A 17,422-nucleotide genomic window follows, 5' to 3' on the forward strand; every position below is an offset into this window, starting at 1 on the left:
GCCACTCCCTTGTCTAACATTTATCTTTATTAAGTTTAGTTAAGTTGGGATAAAAATTCAAAGGTTTTCGGAGCATTTTTTCTTAATAGGTCTTTAGTCTCGTTATTTAGATGAAACATTGCAAAGGTTTCTGCAAAATATTCTTCAGGATGGAGGATGAAATAACTGTTACCAGGAAACAAAACCCCTCTCTCCTGTTCCCAAACAAGTTTAAAATCCATGTTTTGGCTAACATTCTGATATACTAATCGATCAATGGAATGTGCCAGTTCGTGTAATTCTAAATTCACAGAGCCATGCCCTTGCCCTTTTTCACTGTGTCCAATTTTCACGAGTACAACTTGAGAGCCTCCGATCCCAGGTACATCATCCCAAGTGGTTTGGGATTGATATCCTCTAGGAATTTGCCCTGAGAGATAGCTTGCCGTTTGGTTATCGGTTAATTTCCCTGTGAAGAGCTTAACGACAATCCCTTGTGTATTCATTTTATTTAATAGCGTTTCTGGTAAACTGCCAATTCGATTAATCATCGCTGCCGCTTCATTTTGGTCAAAAAGAGCCTTCGGTAAAATAATCAGATGTTGCAATTGTAGCATTGTGGCCTCAGTACCTATTTGTTTGTAAAGCTGAGAATTTTTCGGGAAGTCTGCTAGCTTGATACTGTCAAAAGAGGCTTGAGAAGTGGTAATCATCGACAAAAACATGCCAACAATTGTAAAAGAAGCAATCCATTTTCGCATGCTATAATCCCCTAAATTTTTAGTATATTACTAGAATTATAACATGGTAGAGGCCGATACAAATTAGTTATTAAATGGAAAACAGTCTTATAAACAAAGAAGAAGCTGCACAATGGCAGCTTCACAATAAACCCTATACTTCCAATCCAAAGTTCCGGCACAACGCCGCTAGCCCGCCTGAGAAACCACTTCCTACAGCACTGAATTTCCATTCCCCGTTATGACGGTACAGTTCACAAATGACCACGGCCGTTTCCACGGAAAAGTCTTCACCAAGATCGAAGCGGAGAATTTCACGATTGGTTTCCTCATCAAACAAGCGACAGAACGCATTGGAAACCTGACCGAAGTTTTGATTCCGAGAATCGGCATCGTGAATCGTGACTGAAATCGCAATTCGATGAATGTTAGAAGGGATCTTACTAAAATCTATCCGAATTTGCTCGTCATCCCCATCACCTTCGCCTGTTCGGTTATCTCCAGTATGCTCGACCCCGCCAGAGGAGTGGACTAAGTTATTGTAGAAAATAAAATCCAAATCATGCGTCACCTGACTGTTAGCATCTGTTAAAAATGCTGAAGCATCCAGGTCAAAATCATGTCCGCCATGATAACGGTTCGTATCCCAGCCAAGACCAATAATTGCCTTCGTTAATCCAGGATTTGTTTTTGTAAGATCAATTCGTTGTCCCTTAGATAAATTGATGCCCATCGATTTTTTCACCTCTTTAGAACAAATTTCAGTTTACATAACAAAGATTAAAAGTAACTTAGCTATAAGTACGTACAACTTCACTTAAGCTGGCAGCATTTGTGCCTGTTCCAACCGCTGCGAATTTCCATTCAGTGTTATGACGATAGATTTCACCAACAACTAAAGATGTTTTTCCGCTGTAATCATCAGATAAATTATAGCGAATCAGTTCTTGATGATTGGATGGATTCACCACACGAATAAAGGCATTGCGGATCATCCCGAAGTGTTGCTTTCTTTTTACACAATCATAAATGTTAACGACAAACACAAGCTTTTGGATATTAGCAGGAACACGGCTTAGATCTACCATTACTTGTTCATCGTCACCGTCACCAGCACCAGTTAGATTGTCACCCGAATGCTGTACGCTGCCGTCGCGGCTTTTTAAATTACCAAAATAAATAACATCTTGATTGCTTTGAATCTTATCATTGGAACCAAGCATTATAACAGAGGCATCACAGTCAACATTTGCACCGCCTCCGCCACCAAATAATGATCCTAGGAAGCCTCCGCCCCCACCGCCCTGAACTGGGTCCCAGCCCAAACCTACCATGATTTTAGATAATCCAGGATTTCCTTTTGTTAGATCCACTCTTTGTCCTTTTTGTAAGCTAATAGCCATTTCATTCACCTCATATAAAATATTATTGTTGTTTTACCTTTTTAAAATTATCTGCTAGCTGCTCTAAACGTTTTGTTCCTTCTACCCTCAGGCGCTTGTTTTCTTCTTCAATTGCCTTCGTTTCCTGCATTCCTTTAATTATAATGTTCCAGGACTCTTCGATGGTCTCGATTTTAATACTTGGAGCTCCAGCGAGTCTGGCAATATCCGTGCTTTGCTGGGAAATGTTTTGTGCATTTTTTAGTAGCATTTCATTTGTCCTGCGGTCTAGCTCACTCATCGAATCTGCAACAAGCTTCTGCCTTTTTGCCGCAACCGCCTGAATCAAACCATTTTTAAATATCGGAATGGTTGTTACAAATGCTGAATTAATTTTTCCAATCAGCTTCGTATTACCTCTTTGCAGCAAACGTATTTGTGGTGCCGTCTGTAATGAGACCATTTTTGCCATTTCAAGATCGTAAATACGCTGCTCTAAAAGCTCTATCGCATTTCTTAGAGAATCCAATTGCATCGATGCAAGCTGGTCACCAGCAGCAGCCCGTGCTTCCAGTTGTGGCAGCTGATTGTTTTTTAGGTCTTCCACTTTAAGTTCACCAGCAACAACATATTTTTCCAATGTCAAATAGTATTGATAGTTTTGCTCATACATTTGCTCGAGCATATTGGTAGAATCAACCATTTCCTTTTGATACTTAGAAATTTCCACATAGACTTTATCAATTTCGGAACCCATTGTTTGATATTTGCCGAAGACCTTTTCAATCATTTTTTCGCCCTTTTTAAAGAGCTTGCCAAAAAATCCTCCGGAAGTCTTTTGAAAATCTTTTGCATCAAACTTATCCATAATCCGACCGAGTTGCTTAAGAAGTTCCCCGGAATCTTCTACCTTTGTTGTCCGCATATTTCCTAAAATTTGATCAGAAAAACGGGATATTTGCACAGCTGGCTCTTTACCAAATTCTAATATTCGAATCTGATCCCGTTCATCAATCGATCGAGCCAAATTTTGAACCTCAGTTTCTTTTCTAAGCGAAAGCTTAATGTCCGATATCTTTGCTTCTGTCAGTGTATCATCAGCAGTTGCTGCCATTAAGCCGGAAGTTTGATTTGATGATAGATTCACGTTTTAATCTCCCCTCAAATTTTTTAAGATTCCTTGAAAAAGGATTTTTTTAAGCTTGGAAGGTTCTTTAAATTCTAAATCAAACACTACATCCTCAAGCCAGTGGGTATCGAATAAACCCGCCTCAAGATAATTTTCGATATCGTTATGACCAGGTGGATTATAAATAATTATATCAATACCAAATTGATTTAATAGCAGGATAAGAGCGGCATCAGACCTTGAGAGTACACCGCGCTGCTCATTGTTATATATCAATAGTTTTGGAACATGTTGTGAGTAATCGAACTTCTCCATTAATTGGGTGATTTCCTTTGGGGTAAACATGGCCTGACTAAATAAATAGATTCTTACTTCCTCCATGTTTTCCCCTGGCAGAGGCTTTAAACCTGGTTTATCGCAAATTCGTTTAATTGCATTGGCAATCCCTCTTTGCAACCCTAATGGCAAAAAGGAGTATGGCCAATAGTGTGCTTGCATCATTTTTTCGGGATCCAGTACTCCATCTTTACTGAGTGCATTGCGATAATGAAAACGAAAATCATTGGAACTTGACCATGTAAATGGCAGCTGGCGAATGAGATGTGTATGCTCCAATTCTGATAACATTTTAAGTCTTTCCCAATACTCTTTCCGATTTTTGCTAACGCCTTGGACTTTTGAAAATAATGATGGAATTTTAACTTCTCCGTTCCCTACCTCAAAACCAGGTCGAATCATTGCCATTTCTTTACCAAGGATGAACAATTCATCATAGGTAGTCTTTAAGGTAATCGAAGAAGGCGTATAATCTCTTAACTGCCAAGGTTTGTACAGACCAGACCCTTCTTGATTTAATATTGTCTCAATTTCTCGAGATGCCCGATAGGCGACAGTCGTTTTTCGACTTCTTTTTTCTTTTGGAAAAGGCTCTGCCGGCAGATTGTTCGGGTATTGGTGCATGAAGAATTCCTCTGTCGATAGATCTGCTAGAACATCCAGTCCATTGGGATGAAATATAACTAAATCACAGCCAATGTTGATTAAAAAGTAGAGAAAGTAGGGATGACTTTTTTTCACATCACCATACCATAGGAACTTTGGCATGTCTTTTTGTAGATCCGCCTTCTCCAGCAATGGATTTACATGATTCATTGACCATTTTATCAAGTCGACCAAAACCCGTCTAAGTTCATGATTCTTTAATCCATCCTGTTCACGCTGCGAAAACAACTCGAGCGTCTTAATCATGGCTTCACGAATCTTACGGTGAATAGCAGGTATCTTTGATTTATGTAATAACTGCTCTCCGTCAAGAAAAGCGGTAAAGCGGTTAATGGATAACTTCTGTTCCTGATTAATATTTAGGACCTTCTGAATTGATTGGAAAAGTTGATTATCAATTGTTTTATTTAGCGACTCCTCGCTTAATAAATGTAAATTATTTTCCGACAAGGTCACATGATCGAATAGCTGATTATAATATTCATCAGTGTCAATCGGAATTCCTAGGAACTTTCCTAAAACTTGTCCAATTTGAACCGTTCCATTTTCTATTGAAAATTCAGGCCGTTCTGAAAGCGGCTTTTTCAGCATCTCTTGCCAATTTTCATAAGTAAGGGATACCGTTCTAATTGTCATTTGATTGTATGGTAAATTCATATATAATCCCTTCCCTCATGCAGAAAAGATTTTCAGATAACTTATGTATAGGCTTACTTTACCATCATATCACAGTTAAATAGTTGGTTCATCGTTTATACGAATGTAATCACAAAATGTTTCGTATTCTAGACAATTTCCTCATTTTTCACCTTTTTTATTGTCCTTACATATATTTGAGTACTCACATATAAGTAGGTGACATGAAATGAGGTTTCTTTATAAACGGCCAAGGATGGAGGACGTCAGTGAGGAACTAATGACCATCATGGATGTAATGGCATCCAAAATCTTTATAATAATGGACTTATTTTGGATATCACTGATTTTCACACTATTTCTAACTCCAGTCCTTGCTACTGTGAAAATGTCCATTTTATTCTTTTCTTGCTGTTTTTTGTTATTCAATTTACTTTATTTTTATTTCTTTTATGATCCATCCGTCAAAAAAGATTAGCATTTCTGTAATAGAACAGACATGAACTGTTGAAGAATTTCTTCACCTGCATAAACACCTATTGTTTTTGTCAGCGTGATCTCCTTTGGGTCAATTTGATTTATCAATTCACCGTGTCTAGGCACCAAGCGAATTCGGCAATTTTTCAGAAAATCCCAATCGAGAACTGAATCGCCAGCACCTGCAATCGCTTCCAGCCCTTCACGGTTACAAATATATTCTACTGCTTTCCCTTTACTGATAGATTTTGGAATGAAGTAGAGTTTCCTACCCTGCAAACTGATCCTCCAGCCAAATTCTTCACAAAGTTGACGAATTGACATCAATTCTTGGGCAGATGGAATACTATTCAATAGATAATAGAAAAAGAGATTCTCCGCATATTTCCTATGCCCATCGAATTGAAATCCTTCCATTTTCAGCGCTTCAAGGAGCTCACTATGATGAGCAGTTTGGCCTTTCAGTTTTTCCATTAAGTTAACAGACCACTCTTTCAATGGGTGGCCTTTATACAATATATTCGCACCATTCGAGGTAATAGCATATGTCAGAGGTATTTCCTCATCAAAAATCAAAAACCGCTTAAATTGTTCAGTTGTTCTCGTTGTTACAGGAACGAATAAGCAATGCTGATTCAGCTGTTGCAGCAGTGAAAAAGCAGCATCCGTCATGTAACCAACCCATTGTTCCTCCATTCTTTCGACCTGCTTCAGCCTTGTTTTGTCCGGCCCCCCCAGGTCATCTAACGCTCGTTTAGAATACATTAATGTCCGATCTAGATCTGATGCGATAATCATTTCCCTTTACTCCTTGACTGATTTTATCAGGCCGCAGCACAAATAATTTAATTCTGGATATGGGACAACCTCTACCCCTTTTTCCTCTGCAAGCATTAGAATATGCTTGACAAAAGGACTACTAGAATCCCGCATGAGAATCTTCCAAGGTACTCTTCGGAGCAAAACCCGTGTTGTTTCTCCCACTCCAGGTTTAATATAATTCGTGTTCCTGATATCAAATTCAGCTTGAATTTTCTTAACATCTACCATTCCTAAAAATCCCGTCTCAATCATCTCAAGCATTCTAGCGGAAGAGATCTCTCTTGCTTTTTCAACTATTTCAGCATATTCATTTGCAATAAGTTCAATAAACATATTGGAAACATCATAAGGTAATAGATCACGGTAATATTTCGCACCGTGAAAATCATCCTTGCCAATAAACTGTTCATTTAGAACAGTTCGGCTTACTAATCCAGATACGGTTGAATTTAAGCAAGCACTAGGTATTAAGAAGTCCTCCCTTGTGCCAAACAGGGTCGTGCAATAGCCTGGATCTGCAATAACGGCAAGTGTATCGTCTAGCTTTCTCCCATACTTTCGTTCGAAGTCCTGACAAGCTTTTGTTAACTCCAGTGAAATAGCCCCTTTACCTGTCCACCCGTCGACAAATTGAATCATACCTTCAGGGTGATGATTCTGAATATACATTAACGCATTTTCATCAATCCCCCGATCACGAATAATGGAAATACTATAATGAGGGATGTTAATCGCATAATGTTGCTTGAAATATCTTTTTATTAATATCCCCACAGGCGTACCCGCCCGTGCCAAAGAAACGAGTACAGCCTGATTCCCTTTTGCTTGATAGATTTGTTCTGCGACAATCCCGATACATAAGGCAACCTTTTGCTTGTATTCCTGAGCCGTTTTCCAAAATAGTTCAACGTATTCCTTTGGAGGCTGATATTCAATAGGCAATGATTCACTATAGTGCTCACCAGCTTGCACTTTTAGCTCCCGATTTAGCGTGGAATCTTCCAGCTGATGGTCACTTAAATCCTTTAATAAAAAGAGAACATCATCATTTGAATAACTTCCTATTTTAGCAGGCTGGTTGGTTATAAAAGACATTAATAAATCACCTCTATTGCGATGAGAAAAAGACGATTTTGATCGACTTAATCTGTAATTTTTCCAATTGGAAAAGAAACGGCTTTAGCTGTTCCTCATCTACTTTTCTTTCAATAAATATAAATAATTCATCATATTTTCCTGGAGGGATATTATATACAAAATGACTGACATCGTTGTCCTCAGGATTGGGAAATTGTATTCCAAATCTAGCACCATAATCAGGAATATCCTGGATAAAAACAGGGCTTCTCGTTGTTGATTGATAGAAAACGTCCTTTCCCATTTCCGCAGCAATCTTCATAGGAATATACATGAATTCACCCGTACCAAGACAAAGTGTCTTTCCACCAGTGCGCTTTTGTTTCAAAAACGAGGCGGCTTCAGCAATTTGCTGTTGAATTGCGGAATTATCAGCACTTGAGATTCCAAAGCGGCCTGTTGCTTGAATAAATGGAATTCCCTGTAATGTTAACGATGATAATGCTGTTTGTTTAAAAAATGAGGATAGTGATAATTCTTCCAATAATGATTGGTATAGATATTCATGATCGTTTTCATTATCGTCTTTCAATGCTGAAAGGCTTCTCTTTTGGTTTATGGTGACTTCACCAGCTATTAAACTAACAATATTTATCGTAATGCCAAACATTCTTTCAAGCGCTGCAAATTGTTGTTTGTGTTCATCTGTACGCCAGTCTAGGATAGAAACTACTGTATATTCCTTCCTCGGAAACTGCTGATGGATAGATTGAATAATATTTAAGGCTGTCTTTCCCGTTGTCATTTCGTCATCCACTAAAATAATTTCACGGTCATTATTAATCATTTCTATTGGTATGTAGCAACGGTGCGAAGTAGCATGTGAATGCTCTTCTTCAAAAGTAATCGAAGAATGCAAGCCTGCAATTTCTTCTCGCGTGGTATGAAAATACTCTGCCTTCTCAAAACAATCAAAGAAAGCATGTCCGAGTGCTGTTGCGGTTTCTGCAAACCCAATGATGACAGGATTGATAACCCTCGGGATAAATGTACTGCCTTGAAAATCAGATATATTTTGAGAGAATAACTTGATTAAATTTTCCTTGCCTGGACAATCCAAACCCTTAACCGTTTCAGCATATCTAGCGGCAAGGAAAGCTGATGTTAATAAGCCCTTCTGCGGCTGGATTGGTAAATGTTTTCCAAGAACCTTACTAACAAATAAAAAGGAACGTTTTTTATTGATCCTCGCAGCCATTATTAATAATTCTTCTAGTGGCAGTAAATAGGGATTATCCGATACTGCAATATCAACGTCAATGGCATCAAGAATGGTAAACGAATACGTCTTTTTTGATAAGATCGATGTTTGTAAATCCTTCATGTAGCACCCCGTAAAGCTGTGATTTTAAGATGATTTTTTGGGCCCAATAATAATGGGGTTTGATTTCATTCATTTTATTGGCAAAATTACTTTTCTTGACTCCGATTTCTCCGTTGGCCGCTTTAATAATCGCACAAGCATCCATGTATTCCTCATAGGATATGACATTGAGGGCTTGAACAACTTTAATATGGGTTGGATGAATAATGGTTTTTCCTGTTAGGCCATTGGCAATATCCATCATGATTTCTCTAATCAAACCATCCATATTCTGATCAATTAACTCGGAACGCCATTTTAATCCCTCGTCACCATAACGCTCGCGAAAAGGTGTCTGTCTCAATTGCGGCTTCAACATTCTTGGTTTTGCCGAAAAATACTCCCACACCGGGCCAGAAATGACATAAGGGCTGTTTGAACGCTGAAAAACATTGATAATGTCAGCAATACAATCTCGTAAAACAGCAATCTCATAGACAGTGGTATCAACACTTCTACGTATTCCATATAAGCCGCAAAAATCTGTGGCTCCAATTCGAACATTTAACACATTTTCTTTGTATTGATCTAGTAGAGATTTTATTCCGATCAATTCATTCATTCGTGATTCTTTTTGGATGATGTTATCGGTTTCCAAAATTGGCAGTGCATAAAATGGCTGTTGGTCCGTATGTATTTTAACAATCTCCGCCAATAATTGTTCACCTGTTTCAAGACAAAACTTTGGCAGCACTACGCCAGTTAGCAGTGTGATGGCTCCCCCTAATTTTTCCTTGATTCGAATCAACTGTTCTAAAGAACGAATGCGGATAAACATTAACGGTAAGTCATCCATCGTAATGTAGTTTTTCTGGAATTCGCCATATAACTTGAGCAATTCCTCAATCAATCGCTCTTCTGCAAGCCCGAGTTCGTTATCACCCACTGCATCCTCAAGATCCATTACCAAGGAGGTTAACCCTTCATGTTTTTTTGAAAGGATATCTTGGTGAATGTTGGGACGTGTTGCCGGCATATACAGTGTTGCTCCAAGACCATAGGCTAACAGCTCGCGTTGAGTATATTTATTAAAGGTTTTAGGTTTCTCATAAAATAGTTGATCAAGCTCATTATCATAAAAATAGGTAAAAAATCTCATTCATTTTCTCCTTTAATTAAAAAAGAATGGGGACTGACTTTCGTCTGTTCCCCATTTTATGTCGTTTCTTATGATTCCTTGCCAACTTCTTTCTTTTTGTTCATGAAATGGATAACAAAAGTTGCTCCAAATGTAAGTAGTAGAATGACAAAGAATGTGATATGACTAACATGAATTCCGAAGACACCTGCTAACATTTTTGCAGCTATTAAAAGAATCAAAATATAAGCAGATGTTTCAAGTTCTGGAATACGGTCAATTAATGCTAAGAAAACCCCGGCAACTCCACGCATCATAAGAACGCCAAGAATACCACCCATCAATAGCACCCATACCTCATTACTAATTCCAAAGGCAGCAAGAACACTATCAACGGAAAAAGCAATGTCCATTAATTCAACTGCAGCAACCGTTCCCCAAAATGTTCCAAAAAGACGAATGAGTAACCCCTTTTGATTTACACCATGCTCTTCCTCATCTTCCGCCTGACTGGCTTTCCGTTTATCAATAAAATATTTAATCGCTAACCAAGCAAGATATGCCGCTCCTAAAACTTTAACCAATGTAAACTTAATTAAGTAAACCCCTATACCAATTGCGATAAAACGGAATATATAAGCACCTAGTAAACCATAAAACAGGGCTTTTTTACGTTGATCTGGCGGTAGGTGTTTTACCATTACAGCTAGAACAAGTGCATTATCTGCTGACAATAACCCTTCGAGAATAACTAGGGTACCAATTAATCCCCAGTTTACCGGATCTGAAAGGACCTGTACCCAATGATCCCAGTCAAAAAATAATGCATAAGTTTCGATTATACCTTCCCACATAAAAAAAATTCCTCCTGGATGTTCCTTGTTTTTGTAAAAAGACCCAGCGTGGCTGGGTCCTTATTCTAGCTGTTACCCGACTTGCAATCCAAAATCTGTTGCAAGAGCTGCTAAGCCGCCTTGATATCCGCTTCCGATTGCACTGAATTTCCATTCGCCGTTATGACGATATAATTCACCCACAACAATCGCTGTTTCAATCGAGAAATCTTCGCCCAAATCGTAGCGGATGAGTTCTTCCCCATTTGCTTCGTTGAAGATTCGTGCGTATGCATTCGATACTTGGCCAAAGTTTTGACTTCTGCTTGCAGCATCATGAATCGTGATGGTAAAGGCAATACGCTGAATGTTTGCAGGTACAGCCGAAAGATCGATATTAACCTGCTCATCATCGCCATCCCCTGCACCTGTGCGGTTATCTCCTGTATGTACAACTGAACCGCCAGCACCTTGTGGGTTATTATAAAATACAAAATCTGTTTCAGTTGTTACCTTCCCATTTTCTCCTAAAAGAAATACGGATGAGTCTAAGTCAAAATCATTACCGCCATCATATTTATTTGTATCCCAGCCTAATCCTACGACAACTTTTGTTAACCCAGGATTTGTTTTTGTTAAATCTACCTTTTGACCTTTTGATAAACTAACTGCCATTTTTACATTCCTCCATTTTAGGTAATAGTCTCTTTACGAGTTTCTTCTATAAAAGGTTTCACTTTTTTAATAAATTTTTTTTAGTTTTTCTCAAATGCTAGCTTTTAACTCATCCATTTTGGCGGAGTATTTTTATCCCAGTAAATAGATCCAAGCTCATGATGACTCTGGAATTCATCATGATAGGTATGATAATGAAAGTTAAACCAGTAACCAGCTTGAGGCGGGTTATCCCTTCTAACATGAAATCTAATGATGTCTTTTTTTGTTTCGTTATTTTTGATATGGAAAATTTTCTCTGATTGCCCTTTTCCAGGGGACTCAGAGATTGATAAATGGATTAAATTATCATCAGGATATTGCTCAGCTAACTCAATTAGGGCTCTTTCAATATTTGGCATAATAATTTCACGGAACTCATCTTCAATGACTGGCTTGATCCTCGTTCCAAATTTTTGATACGACTGGAGCTCTGCCTGTTTTATCATTTCTTCAAGGAATTTGCCCTTATCAAATTCAGATTCTTCAACATGATCAGTTTCCTTAATAAAAGTTGCCGCCTCGAAAGTATCTCTATCAGAAGGTTTGTCCGCAGCGACGTGATTGATTAAATGGGTGGGTGTGACTAGACCAAATGTTAAAATCGAAACGAGTACCACAAACGATTTGCGAATCCAGTTATTCATCGATATACCCCTTTATATGTGAAAAAAATTCAGCTAATTATAAAAAACATATTGACTCCTATCACTCATTATACTTCTTTTAGGCAAAAAATAACAGAATGATAGATTTCCTATTTTTCAAGAACCCCAAAATGGAACTTAGCTGTTTTTCTACGATATACATCGAAACCGAATACTTCAAACCGGTTGCTTTTATAATGATCTTTTAAAATCACTCTACATCTGGCAACTCGTAATGCTTCTGCAATCAAATCCTCCGTTAAGTCATGGTAAAGAGCTAAATTTCCCAGCGCCTGAATCCCATCTGATTCAAGGATTTTTTCTTCAAACATCGGATCAAAATAAACACAATCCACCGATTCACTTGGAAGAACCTTTAAGTAATCAAGCGAGTTGATATGTAGGACTCGGATTCTAGCCATTGCCTTATTCATAGCTTCAAGTCCTGAATCCCAGGTTTGCAGGCCTTCATTTACAACATAGGCCAAATATTTTTGTCCCTCGGTGCCTGTCACCATTCCTTCATCACCAACAAGGAAACTTGCGATAATAGAGTCAGATGCGAGACCAAGTGTACAATCCAAAAATGACATTCCTTTTTCTAATTTAGCAGCATCCGCGAATGGATCGTGTTCACCATTTAATAGCCTTCTTATCCGGAACATCGCCGAATTTGGATGAAAGAAAAAAGGCTGGGTACTTCCGAGCGGGAATAATTCCAGCCTCTCTTTTCCAACCACCAGGCAATCACTCTTCCATTCTTCTTGGAGCCTGATAACCGATTTCTTATTACGAGAAATATACTCCACTCCAAGATAGTTAGCGATTGATATCGTCCTATTAACCATTTGTTGGTTGGTCCGACCTGCGGTAGTAACAAACAAGTAAATCCCTTCTTTTTTTCAAAAAAGGATGTCAAAAGACATCCTTTTTAGCAGTTGATTTCAAATGCCGTCTTTAGATTTTCCATAATCGCTTCCATTGGCATCCCTTCAATATCATGGCGTGGAATGAAATGGACTACTTTATTCCCTTTTAATAACGCCATTGAAGGTGATGAAGGTTCGATTCCTTCAAAATACTCTCTCATTTTTGCCGTAGCTTCCTTATCCTGACCTGCAAAGACAGTAACCAATTGATCAGGTTTCTTTTCACTATTTAACACAGCTTGGGTAGCAGCAGGGCGTGCTAAACCTGCCGCACAGCCACAAACAGAATTTACAACTACCAGTGTAGTACCACTCGCATTTTCCATATAGTTTTCAACTGCCTCGGGAGTTGTTAGTTCCTCAAAACCAGCCGTTGTTAATTCTTGACGCATCGGTAAAACCATCTGTCTCATATATTCTTCATATGCCATTGACATAATTAACCCCTCCATTTCTATAGTTGCCATTTTAGGATACTATAATTATTTAGATTTTTGCAATCTGATCAGCTTTCCGTTTTTCTTGCTTCCGTCATTTGTTTCCAAACAGAACCTTTGGCTTCTTCTCCGCCCTCAATTCTTTCGATTGCCATTTTTATTTGCATACTAACCTCAAATTCCGAATCATTTTCGGCAGCTTTTAAGGCTGGTAGTGCTCCTTCATCACCAACTTCATATAAAAACATCGCTGCCCGCCAGCGGACTAATTTGCTTGTGTCCTTAAGGGCAATCTCCATTTCCTTTGCTGCTTCCGGGAATCCAAGATCTGAAAGACAATCTCCGGCCGTTCGCCGAACCGTCACTGTTTTATCCTTAAGTGCCCGATAAAGAAGCGGCAATACCGCTTGCTCCTTAATCATTCCTAGATAAACAGTAGCAAGGCGGCGAATCGATGGTTTCTCGTCTGCTAGCGCTTTTTCTAATACTGGTAAATCCTCAAGCTCAGGGTCATCCATTTGTTCAAGAAGTTGGTAGCGAATTTTCCAATCAGAATGATCTAAAGCCTCGATCTTTACTTTCTTTCTCGTAAGAACAGGTTTCTTCTTGGTTTCCGTTTCCTTTGTTTGAGCACTTGATACTAATTCTTCTAGACGCTCAACTGGATATGCTGCGATTAATTCTTCTACAACTTCCTGGCCAATCTGATCAAATTCACCGTAACGAACTCCTTGGTCTTGCCATTTTCTTATAAGGATGTAGTTATCTTCAGGTAGCTGCGCACGCTCTCTAGCCTGTAGGAAATACTCAGGCATACCGAACCTTCTCTCGGATGTACCATCAGATAGCTTTACTTGCAATGGAATATCCTTAAACATTTGCACCTCGACTTTGATTTCACCATAATGTTCGTCGATTTTCGTGATGGATTGACTTTGATCAGTAGCTTTTTCTCCAAAAGCTTGGCGAATTAGAAGTAATAATTCCTTCCAGTCAAATTTTGCGTTTCTCTCCACAGCGAGGAAATCAGCAACATGGTAAACACCTTTAATACCTTCAATTTGTAAAATGGTCTGGATAATGACTGGTGCATCTGAAGAATTTTCTTTTTTATAATTATGACTTTTCCCCATTGGCAGTTCTTGGTCTAAAATAATCTTCATTGTATTTGGGCTTGGAGTTGGTTCAATCGCCTTAATATTCACTAAATCACCTAATTCTTATGTTTTCTCTTTACAAGTTTAACATAATGGATAGAGTTCATTCATATAACATGCTCTAGAAGAATTGTTGACGGCGATAGCAACAAAAAGTGCGCCATAATGGCGCACTCACTTTTTTACTCACTTTCAGCTAGCTCGGCTAGATATGACCAGCGTTCGATTAAATACTCAAGTTTTTCATTTAATTCTGTTTCCTGCTTCATTAATTCATGGGCTTTCGTAAAATCACTGCCTGTTTTCGCCATTTCGTCGGCTATTTCCTCAAGCTTTGTTTCGGTCGTAGCAATTGCCTCATCTATTTCTTCCCACTCTTTTCGTTCTTTAAAGGTCATCCTTTTCTTTTTTTCTTTTTCCTGAGCTTTGTAGGTCTGTTTTGGATTGGTAACAGTCCTCTCTGCTTCAAGTGCCGATTCTTTCTCAAGAAAATCGGTATAGTTTCCATAAAAAGCGTCGATTTTTCCGCCTCCACGTAACACGAGCAATTGTTCTGCCACTTTATCAAGGAAATAGCGGTCATGGGAAACCGTTATCACAACACCAGGAAAATCCTCTAAATAATCTTCCAGAACCGTTAAGGTTTGCGTGTCCAAATCATTTGTTGGCTCATCCAGCAGAAGGACATTCGGTGCTTGCATTAACAACTTCAAAAGATAAAGACGGCGCTTTTCTCCACCAGAAAGTTTTCTAATTGGTGTACCATGAGTAAATGGCGGGAAAAGAAAACGCTCGAGCATTTGCGCTGCAGAAATGGTTTTCCCATCAGATGTCTCAACTATCTCTGCCGTTTCTTTAATATACTCAATCATCCGTTTCGTTTCATCCATGTCCTCGTTTTCCTGAGTGTAATAACTAAGTTTTACGGTTTGTCCAATAATAAATTCCCCTTCATCAAGCGGAATTTTCCTGGCAAGGATATTTAATAAGGTCGACTTCCCAGTCCCATTTCTACCGATAATTCCAATCCTGTCCCCTGGTTTTACCAATAATTCAAAGTCCTGCAAAATCGTTTTGTCAGCATAATGTTTGGATGCACCTTTTAGTTCAAACACTTGTTTACCGAGTCTGCTCCCGTTTAAAGCAATATCTAGTTTTTCCCCTGATGACTTCCCAGTTGAAAGCTTATCGTCGAGTTCCTCAAAACGTTGAATTCTTGCCTTTTGCTTCGTGGTTCTTGCTTTGGCACCACGCCTCATCCATTCAAGCTCACGTCTAAAAAGATTTTTTCTCTTTTCAAATGTTGCTGCCTCATTTTCCTCACGGATTGCTTTTGCTTCTAAAAAGGCGGCATAATTACCTTTGTAGCTATAAATATGGCCCCCGTCAAGCTCAAACATCCTATTAGCCACTCGATCTAAAAAGTAACGATCATGGGTAACAAGCAAAATGGCACCCTTATATCTACTTAGAAAATCCTCAAGCCACTTCACAGAATCAAAGTCAAGATGGTTGGTCGGCTCATCCAGAATCAGTAAATCTGGTTCCGCAATTAATACCTGTGCTAAGGCGACACGCTTTTTCTGCCCACCAGAAAGCTCACCAATTTTCTTAGTAAAATCTTCAACCCCCAGTTTCATCAGGATTGATTTGGCATTAGTACTTGCATCCCAGGCATTTAAGGCATCCATTTGTTTTTGCAAGCGAAATATTTCTTCCTGAAGCTTTCCATCATTGGGGTCTTTATCGAGCTGCAACAACATTCCTTCATATTCCCGCATTAATTTTAAAACCGGTGCATCACCATGGTAAACCTGCTCCAGTACCGTTTTTTCAAAATCTAAATCAGGCTGTTGATCAAGAATCGCTATCGAATAGTCTTTCCCAGTGATGATATTTCCCTCATCCGGCTGATCTATACCAGCAATAATTTTTAATAAAGATGATTTCCCAGTCCCGTTAATTCCAATTAACCCGACACGCTCTTTTTCATTTATGGTAAAGGAAATTTCATTAAAAAGCAGTTTTTCTCCGTACGTTTTTGAAACATTTTCTACTGTGAGCATTTTCATGATTCTCGTCCATCCCATTCCTGATAAAATTGTTCCAAAAAGAACACCATCATTTGCTGACGACTTGCCGCTAATTTTCTGGCAGTTTCTGTATTCATTAAATCGTTTAATTTTAATAGTTTTTCATAGAAATGATGGATACTTGTTGATTTTCCGTTACGGTATTCATGTAAGCTCATCTCTTCCCTAACTTGAATGTTTGGGTCATAAATCGGTTGCCCTTTTTTCCCACCATAAGCAAATGCACGGGCAATTCCAATCGCTCCGATTGCATCAAGCCGATCAGCATCCTGGACAATCTTTGCTTCCGCCGTTTGCAGTTCCGTTTTTCTTCCACCTTTAAATGATATCGATTCGATAATTTCAACAATCTGTTTTTTTGTCTCTTCCGGTAACTTTACCATTTGAAAGAAAGATTCAAGTTTGGCCTTTCCATTTTCTACACTGTCATTTAACTTTTCATCAGGTATGTCATGTAGAAGTGCTGCCATTTCTATAATAAACGGATCACCAATTTTTTCTTCCTGAGATATATGTAATGCATTACGACGCACACGGTCAACATGATACCAATCATGGCCAGTAGCATCATCGCCTAATTCATTTCGGACAAAACGTTCCGTTTGATCTAAAATTTGTTTTACCACTTAACGAACACCTACTTTCACCCTTGATATTTTATCATGAAAAACAAACAAAAAATAACCCCGAAATATTCGGGGTTATTTTTTGTTGGCTTGACGTCCGCTTTTTTTCTGACTCTGAGACTTTGAATTCCCAATTTGAAAATCACTGCCTAGCTCTACGTCATTTTTATGATCCTGCTTTTCAATAAATTCTCTGGTCATATTACGGTTTTGTTTTCCTTGCTTACCCATTTACATACCT

At 38.6% G+C, this 17,422-nt stretch carries 19 protein-coding genes; all 19 read right to left on the minus strand.

Features of this window, described 5'->3' with window-relative positions; all coding sequences use genetic code 11:
• Positions 1–35: 35 nt before the first annotated feature.
• The 19 genes from ACWM35_RS04465 to ACWM35_RS04555 all read right to left on the minus strand — a co-directional run bounded on the left by ACWM35_RS04465 (position 36) and on the right by ACWM35_RS04555 (position 17,412).
• Positions 36–740 carry an anthrax toxin lethal factor-related metalloendopeptidase gene (locus ACWM35_RS04465; RefSeq protein ID WP_454815881.1) on the minus strand — a complete coding sequence of 235 codons (705 nt, stop codon included), beginning with the start codon at positions 738–740 and terminating at the stop codon, positions 36–38.
• A 133-nt stretch (positions 741–873) separates the two neighbouring features.
• Complete coding sequence (locus tag ACWM35_RS04470) at positions 874–1,452, minus strand: TerD family protein (protein ID WP_454815883.1); 579 nt, start codon at positions 1,450–1,452, stop codon at positions 874–876.
• Between the two features lie 58 nt (positions 1,453–1,510).
• Positions 1,511–2,122 carry a TerD family protein gene (locus tag ACWM35_RS04475; RefSeq protein ID WP_454815885.1) on the minus strand — a complete coding sequence of 204 codons (612 nt, stop codon included), beginning with the start codon at positions 2,120–2,122 and terminating at the stop codon, positions 1,511–1,513.
• 22 nt (positions 2,123–2,144) lie between these two features.
• Entirely contained in the window at positions 2,145–3,215 is a 1,071-nt protein-coding gene (locus ACWM35_RS04480) for a toxic anion resistance protein (RefSeq protein ID WP_454817080.1), read from the minus strand.
• A 36-nt stretch (positions 3,216–3,251) separates the two neighbouring features.
• The gene (locus tag ACWM35_RS04485; RefSeq protein ID WP_454815887.1) at positions 3,252–4,889 is read right to left on the minus strand and encodes a YceG family protein; all 1,638 of its coding nucleotides are present in this window, start codon (positions 4,887–4,889) and stop codon (positions 3,252–3,254) included.
• Positions 4,890–5,108: 219 nt separating this feature from the next.
• Positions 5,109–5,264: a hypothetical protein gene (locus ACWM35_RS04490; RefSeq protein ID WP_454815889.1), complete on the minus strand. Its 156-nt coding sequence runs from the start codon at positions 5,262–5,264 to the stop codon at positions 5,109–5,111.
• A 78-nt stretch (positions 5,265–5,342) separates the two neighbouring features.
• Positions 5,343–6,143 (minus strand): HAD family hydrolase, encoded by an 801-nt coding sequence (locus ACWM35_RS04495; protein ID WP_454815891.1) that lies wholly within the window; start codon positions 6,141–6,143, stop codon positions 5,343–5,345.
• A gap of 6 nt (positions 6,144–6,149) precedes the next feature.
• The gene (locus tag ACWM35_RS04500) at positions 6,150–7,262 is read right to left on the minus strand and encodes a cysteine protease StiP family protein (protein ID WP_454815893.1); all 1,113 of its coding nucleotides are present in this window, start codon (positions 7,260–7,262) and stop codon (positions 6,150–6,152) included.
• A 13-nt stretch (positions 7,263–7,275) separates the two neighbouring features.
• Complete coding sequence (locus ACWM35_RS04505) at positions 7,276–8,628, minus strand: phosphoribosyltransferase family protein (protein WP_454815895.1); 1,353 nt, start codon at positions 8,626–8,628, stop codon at positions 7,276–7,278.
• Positions 8,570–9,766, minus strand: a complete 1,197-nt coding sequence (locus tag ACWM35_RS04510) for an HpcH/HpaI aldolase/citrate lyase family protein (protein WP_454815897.1) — start codon at positions 9,764–9,766, stop codon at positions 8,570–8,572. The genes ACWM35_RS04505 and ACWM35_RS04510 overlap by 59 nt, the downstream gene beginning before the upstream one ends.
• Positions 9,767–9,834: 68 nt before the next feature.
• Positions 9,835–10,599: a TerC family protein gene (locus ACWM35_RS04515; RefSeq protein WP_454815898.1), complete on the minus strand. Its 765-nt coding sequence runs from the start codon at positions 10,597–10,599 to the stop codon at positions 9,835–9,837.
• Between the two features lie 72 nt (positions 10,600–10,671).
• Positions 10,672–11,253 (minus strand): TerD family protein, encoded by a 582-nt coding sequence (locus ACWM35_RS04520; RefSeq protein WP_454815900.1) that lies wholly within the window; start codon positions 11,251–11,253, stop codon positions 10,672–10,674.
• Between the two features lie 104 nt (positions 11,254–11,357).
• Complete coding sequence (locus ACWM35_RS04525) at positions 11,358–11,939, minus strand: YpjP family protein (RefSeq protein WP_454815902.1); 582 nt, start codon at positions 11,937–11,939, stop codon at positions 11,358–11,360.
• A gap of 110 nt (positions 11,940–12,049) precedes the next feature.
• Complete coding sequence (locus ACWM35_RS04530; protein ID WP_454815904.1) at positions 12,050–12,823, minus strand: class I SAM-dependent methyltransferase; 774 nt, start codon at positions 12,821–12,823, stop codon at positions 12,050–12,052.
• Positions 12,824–12,870: 47 nt separating this feature from the next.
• Positions 12,871–13,305, minus strand: a complete 435-nt coding sequence (locus ACWM35_RS04535) for a BrxA/BrxB family bacilliredoxin (RefSeq protein WP_454815906.1) — start codon at positions 13,303–13,305, stop codon at positions 12,871–12,873.
• Between the two features lie 68 nt (positions 13,306–13,373).
• Complete coding sequence (locus ACWM35_RS04540; RefSeq protein ID WP_454815908.1) at positions 13,374–14,510, minus strand: conserved virulence factor C family protein; 1,137 nt, start codon at positions 14,508–14,510, stop codon at positions 13,374–13,376.
• A 134-nt stretch (positions 14,511–14,644) separates the two neighbouring features.
• Positions 14,645–16,534 carry an ABC transporter ATP-binding protein gene (locus ACWM35_RS04545; protein WP_454815909.1) on the minus strand — a complete coding sequence of 630 codons (1,890 nt, stop codon included), beginning with the start codon at positions 16,532–16,534 and terminating at the stop codon, positions 14,645–14,647.
• Positions 16,531–17,181 carry an HD domain-containing protein gene (locus tag ACWM35_RS04550; RefSeq protein WP_454815911.1) on the minus strand — a complete coding sequence of 217 codons (651 nt, stop codon included), beginning with the start codon at positions 17,179–17,181 and terminating at the stop codon, positions 16,531–16,533. Before ACWM35_RS04550 ends, ACWM35_RS04545 begins: the two co-directional genes overlap by 4 nt.
• Positions 17,182–17,256: 75 nt before the next feature.
• On the minus strand, positions 17,257–17,412 hold the full coding sequence (locus ACWM35_RS04555) for a hypothetical protein (RefSeq protein WP_454815913.1): 156 nt from the start codon (positions 17,410–17,412) through the stop codon (positions 17,257–17,259).
• Between the last annotated feature and the right edge of the window lie 10 nt (positions 17,413–17,422).

The sequence above is a fragment of the Neobacillus sp. K501 genome, assembly GCF_053749995.1.

Bases quoted from the DNA above. Each gene is read 5' to 3' on its own strand.
- ACWM35_RS04465 (WP_454815881.1), bottom strand. From the start codon at position 740: ATGCGAAAATGGATTGCTTCTTTTACAATTGTTGGCATGTTTTTGTCG.
- ACWM35_RS04470 (WP_454815883.1), bottom strand. From the start codon at position 1,452: ATGGGCATCAATTTATCTAAGGGACAACGAATTGATCTTACAAAAACA.
- ACWM35_RS04475 (WP_454815885.1), bottom strand. From the start codon at position 2,122: ATGGCTATTAGCTTACAAAAAGGACAAAGAGTGGATCTAACAAAAGGA.
- ACWM35_RS04480 (WP_454817080.1), bottom strand. From the start codon at position 3,215: ATGGCAGCAACTGCTGATGATACACTGACAGAAGCAAAGATATCGGAC.
- ACWM35_RS04485 (WP_454815887.1), bottom strand. From the start codon at position 4,889: ATGAATTTACCATACAATCAAATGACAATTAGAACGGTATCCCTTACT.
- ACWM35_RS04490 (WP_454815889.1), bottom strand. From the start codon at position 5,264: ATGGACATTTTCACAGTAGCAAGGACTGGAGTTAGAAATAGTGTGAAA.
- ACWM35_RS04495 (WP_454815891.1), bottom strand. From the start codon at position 6,143: ATGATTATCGCATCAGATCTAGATCGGACATTAATGTATTCTAAACGA.
- ACWM35_RS04500 (WP_454815893.1), bottom strand. From the start codon at position 7,262: ATGTCTTTTATAACCAACCAGCCTGCTAAAATAGGAAGTTATTCAAAT.
- ACWM35_RS04505 (WP_454815895.1), bottom strand. From the start codon at position 8,628: ATGAAGGATTTACAAACATCGATCTTATCAAAAAAGACGTATTCGTTT.
- ACWM35_RS04510 (WP_454815897.1), bottom strand. From the start codon at position 9,766: ATGAGATTTTTTACCTATTTTTATGATAATGAGCTTGATCAACTATTT.
- ACWM35_RS04515 (WP_454815898.1), bottom strand. From the start codon at position 10,599: ATGTGGGAAGGTATAATCGAAACTTATGCATTATTTTTTGACTGGGAT.
- ACWM35_RS04520 (WP_454815900.1), bottom strand. From the start codon at position 11,253: ATGGCAGTTAGTTTATCAAAAGGTCAAAAGGTAGATTTAACAAAAACA.
- ACWM35_RS04525 (WP_454815902.1), bottom strand. From the start codon at position 11,939: ATGAATAACTGGATTCGCAAATCGTTTGTGGTACTCGTTTCGATTTTA.
- ACWM35_RS04535 (WP_454815906.1), bottom strand. From the start codon at position 13,305: ATGTCAATGGCATATGAAGAATATATGAGACAGATGGTTTTACCGATG.
- ACWM35_RS04545 (WP_454815909.1), bottom strand. From the start codon at position 16,534: ATGAAAATGCTCACAGTAGAAAATGTTTCAAAAACGTACGGAGAAAAA.
- ACWM35_RS04555 (WP_454815913.1), bottom strand. From the start codon at position 17,412: ATGGGTAAGCAAGGAAAACAAAACCGTAATATGACCAGAGAATTTATT.